This is a genomic window from Gluconacetobacter sp., from assembly GCF_047721585.1.
Lineage (GTDB): Bacteria > Pseudomonadota > Alphaproteobacteria > Acetobacterales > Acetobacteraceae > Gluconacetobacter > Gluconacetobacter dulcium.
Map to the genome: position 1 here is coordinate 1 of NZ_JBDNXE010000212.1, position 3,879 is coordinate 3,879.

3 protein-coding genes, 1 pseudogene and 1 riboswitch are annotated in these 3,879 nt (G+C 61.7%); of the genes and pseudogenes, 1 reads left to right on the forward strand and 3 read right to left on the reverse strand.

Annotated elements, in window-relative coordinates; all coding sequences use genetic code 11:
- From ABF821_RS20245 to ABF821_RS20255, 3 genes are all read right to left on the reverse strand, one after another.
- On the reverse strand, nt 1-323 hold a 323-nt coding region (locus tag ABF821_RS20245; RefSeq protein WP_415531381.1), incomplete at its 3' end, for an iron chelate uptake ABC transporter family permease subunit.
- Nucleotides 320-1,192, reverse strand: coding sequence for an ABC transporter substrate-binding protein (locus ABF821_RS20250; protein ID WP_415531382.1), 873 nt, complete (start codon nt 1,190-1,192; stop codon nt 320-322). The genes ABF821_RS20245 and ABF821_RS20250, both read right to left, overlap by 4 nt.
- The gene (locus ABF821_RS20255) at nt 1,167-3,278 is read right to left on the reverse strand and encodes a TonB-dependent receptor plug domain-containing protein (protein WP_415531383.1); all 2,112 of its coding nucleotides are present in this window, start codon (nt 3,276-3,278) and stop codon (nt 1,167-1,169) included. Before ABF821_RS20255 ends, ABF821_RS20250 begins: the two co-directional genes overlap by 26 nt.
- 118 nt (nt 3,279-3,396) lie before the next feature.
- A riboswitch (cobalamin riboswitch) is annotated at nt 3,397-3,615 on the reverse strand.
- A 166-nt stretch (nt 3,616-3,781) separates the two neighbouring features.
- Between ABF821_RS20255 and ABF821_RS20260 the strand changes: the two are divergent.
- A pseudogene (locus tag ABF821_RS20260) lies at nt 3,782-3,879 on the forward strand (transposase); the annotation flags it as partial.

Consider the following 3,879-nt stretch of genomic DNA (forward strand, 5'->3'; position numbering starts at 1 on the left):
GTATAGAACACCAGTACCGCCCCCAGCGCCGCACCGCCTGAAACACCCAGCAACCCAGGATCGGCCAGTGGATTGCGCAGATACCCCTGCATCACCGCTCCACACAGCCCCAGCGCCGCTCCGATCGAAACCCCAAGGATGGCACGAGGCAGGCGCAACTGGCCAACGATGATCGCCCCCACGCTATGCCGTCCAGCCATCAGATCCCCCAGGGCAGACGGCAGCGAAATCGGGCTGTCCCCCCAGGCCAACGACAGCCCCAGCATCATCAGCACACCGACCGCCAGCGCAACGATCAGCGGATAGTCGCGGCGGTCGATCATCGGGAACTCTCCAGTGCCTTGCGGGCCTCGATCAGCCGGTCCAGCGTGTCGAGCGTCTGCGGCAAGCCACAAAGCCACATCCGGTCAGGCAGCGACAGCCGATGCGGGGCAGGAAACGCCTCACGCAGGGCCGGATGATCCAGCACCGCCTGCGCCATCGACGTGCCGACATCGGAGCGCGCCACGACCAGCAGGTCGGGCGGCCGCGCCAGCAGACTCTCCAGCGGCACGCCGAGCGCGTGCCGCCCATCCAGACCGTTCGCCGCATTGCGGAAACCCGCGCGCACCAGAATATCGTCAGCCAGCGACCCGGCACGGGTCACAAAACCGTTGGCGGCATAAATCACCGCCGAGGGAGCAACTCCCCCAGCCGGCATAGGATAATCCGCCAGACGTGCCCTGAAAGCCTCCGCAAGTGCCCGCCCCCGCGTCGGCACGCCAGCCGCATTCGCCACAGCCACGATCTGCTCCGGAACATCCACCAGGCGTTCAACAGGGTCGAACAGCTCAACTAGCATTCCCGCCTGCCGCGCCGCCAACAAAGCGGTCACGCTGGCATAGCGCCCACCCACCACCAGATCCGGTCGTGCCGCCACCACGGCTTCAGCCGTAGGCCGAATGACCGGCACCGCCTCCGCCTCGTGACACATCACGGAATAGGCGCAATCCCGCGCCAGCGGCGACAAACCCACGATATCGTGGGCCGGCACCAGTTGCAGCAGCAACTGGTCCGTACACAGATTCAACGAAACAATCCGATGCCGGGGCTCGGCCCGCGCGCCCCCCGCCAGCACCACCGCCAGCAGCAAGATCGCGGAGCGCCAACCCCAGGCCCGCATCCTGTCAGTAGGAGAGCGTGAAACCGCCATACCCGCCGCGCCCCGGCTGCAAATACCCGATCGGCTCCTCATATTGCCTGTTCAGCAGATTATCCGCACGGGCATAGACCGAAACAAACCGGTTGATCTTGTAATTGGCCGCCACGTCGATGGTCACGTATCCATGCCCTTTGGCGCAGATGCTGCATGTCTCGCTGCCGATTACCGGCAGGTCGCGCCAACCGCTGGTATAAAGAATGTTGCCCGAGAAAGTCAGGTCCCTGATCGGCGTCCACGTCGTATTGAAATTGAACTTATGCTGTGGACGCTGCTGCAATTCAGCATGCACCGTCTCGTCGCGCGCATGGGTCCAGGTATAGCTGAGGTTGAACTCCAGATCGCTACGGGCCTTCCAGTTCAGAAAGGCCTCCACGCCATACATGCGCGCCTTCGCCACATTCTCGTACGAATAATTGTAGTTATACGCGGAATCGATCGACAATGACGACTGGATCAGATGCCGAACCCGGTTATCATACCACGTCGCACCGAACTTCAGGCGATCATGCAGCAGCTTCTGCTCCACCCCGGCATCATAGCCGATCAACTGCTCCGCCCGCAGGTTCGGATTGCCTTTTTCGGAATACCCCGCACCAACCTGATTGGCGAACAGTTGATACAGCGAAGGTCCATGGAAGCCGGACCCGGCACTGGCCTTGATGATGGTACCAGTGCCCGGCACATGGATGGCAGGCGCCACCCGCCACGTCACATGGTTGCCATAGCGCGAATTAGCGTCATAACGGATATTGGCCGCTCCATACAGGATCCGGTTCCAGTTCCCCTGATACTGCCCATATCCCGCCGTCGTATCCATGCCGGCCGAATTATCATACCCACTGTCCCACATGCTGGACGCGGTATGGCTGGTATTGAAGCGATCGTGGAAATGTTCGGCACCAATCAGAAACTGGCCATACTTCTTGAAATCGAAGGTTCCATGCCAGTCGATCTTCAAGCGTTCGGAACGATAATAGTTGGGGTCCGGATTGATCGGACTGCCATAGCTCGTCCCCGTCTGCGTCCACCGATTGCGGTTGGTCATGTATCCCAGCCCGATCACCTGATCGAACAACCCGTTGAACGAGACCAGATGCGCCGTGCCGCGCACGATCGCCTGGTTTTTGTTGTTCTGTTCCCGCACCCCGGAATCCCCATACAGATTCTCGCTTTGCAGATCATAGAGCGAATAGGAATGATAATTCGACTGGATCAGGCGCGCCGTCAGCCCCAGGTCAAACGTCCGCGTCACGTCATATCCCAGCCGGATGTTGGCGCTCCGGTTGTCGTTGCGATTCCCCTCGTTCCGCTGCTGGCGGTCGGCGCCATAAGCCCGCTCGATATAGGACGGAATATTGTTGAACCCATCCATGCGGTAATGGGACAGCTCGATATTATAGTGAAACCGCCCCTTGCTGCCCCGCGCACCCAGCACCTGGTTGAACGTACCATACGCGCCGCCCTCAAGCCGGACAAACGGCTTGAAACGCCCCTGCCCCTGGGCGGTGGTAATGTCGATGACGCCGGCCATGGCATCCGCACCATACAGGCCGCTTTGCGGCCCGCGCAGGATCTCGATCCGCCCCATGCCATCGGTCACGAACTGCCCGGCATCGAACGCACCGCTGGTCGAACTGCCGTCATTGACATCCATGCCGTCCATCCGGACCTTGACCTCGTTCGAATTGTTCCCGCGCATGAAAATCGAAGTCACACCACCCACGCCGCCTGTCTGCACGACATTCAGACCCGGCTGCCGATCGAGGATATCCGCCAGCCCGCGACGCTGCTGGGTCTGGATCTGCTGTTCGGTGATAATGGTCACGCTAGAGCCGATATCATCCACGCTGACCGGACGACGGGCGGCGCTGACTGTAATCGCCTCCCCCCGATCCTGCTGCGTCAGCGCGACATGGCTGCCGGCGGGTGCCACCGGGCGTGTCGTCGCGCGTGCGGGGCGGGCGGCAGTCCCCTTTCCCGACGCGAGCGCAACCGGCGTTTCCTGCGCCAGGGCAACAGAGAAGCCAACGGCCGTAAACAGCGTGGAGAAAAAAAGAATCGAGCGGAAATCGTGCATCGGGACCGTTCTCGTGACCATGCGCGGCTGCCACGAGACCACAGGCCACGATCCGTTATCCGATGCCGGGATAACGTCCCTGTCCCGCCCGCCAGATCACCCCGCCTGACGGTTCCCGGTCGCAACCAGTGCTGACGGCAGGTCTCCTGGCTCGCGGTTGTCGTTCCACATGGCCTTCCCGGGTCGGACGAAACCCAGTGGCCCCGGGCCATGACGCCCGGCGATGCGTGAACATGCCGCCTACAGTTGCGGGGACAGCCACAGGCTTGGGCCTTCCGACCCACACTGTGTTCCCTTTTAATCCTCATCGAGAGGAACCATCGCGCCCTACATAGAATCTGCGTCCTGCCTGTCAAGAAAAACCCATGCGCAGCCGCAATAAAACTCACCTTTCACCCTCAAGATGCCAGTGCGCCCTCGGCCTCGTCCGGCGTGATCGCACGCAACGGGGAAATGCGCAGCGGCCCTGGCCGCCTTTGCCGAAAGCTCCTGGGAGCCGGAAATACGTGGCCATCGTCCAGTCCAGGGAGCGGGCCTGGGAGGAAATCATACCCTTCTATGCCTTCCCCGCCGAGGTCCGAAAATTGATCTACACCACCAA

Bases quoted from the DNA above. Each gene is read 5' to 3' on its own strand.
- ABF821_RS20250 (WP_415531382.1), bottom strand. From the start codon at position 1,192: ATGGCGGTTTCACGCTCTCCTACTGACAGGATGCGGGCCTGGGGTTGG.
- ABF821_RS20255 (WP_415531383.1), bottom strand. From the start codon at position 3,278: ATGCACGATTTCCGCTCGATTCTTTTTTTCTCCACGCTGTTTACGGCC.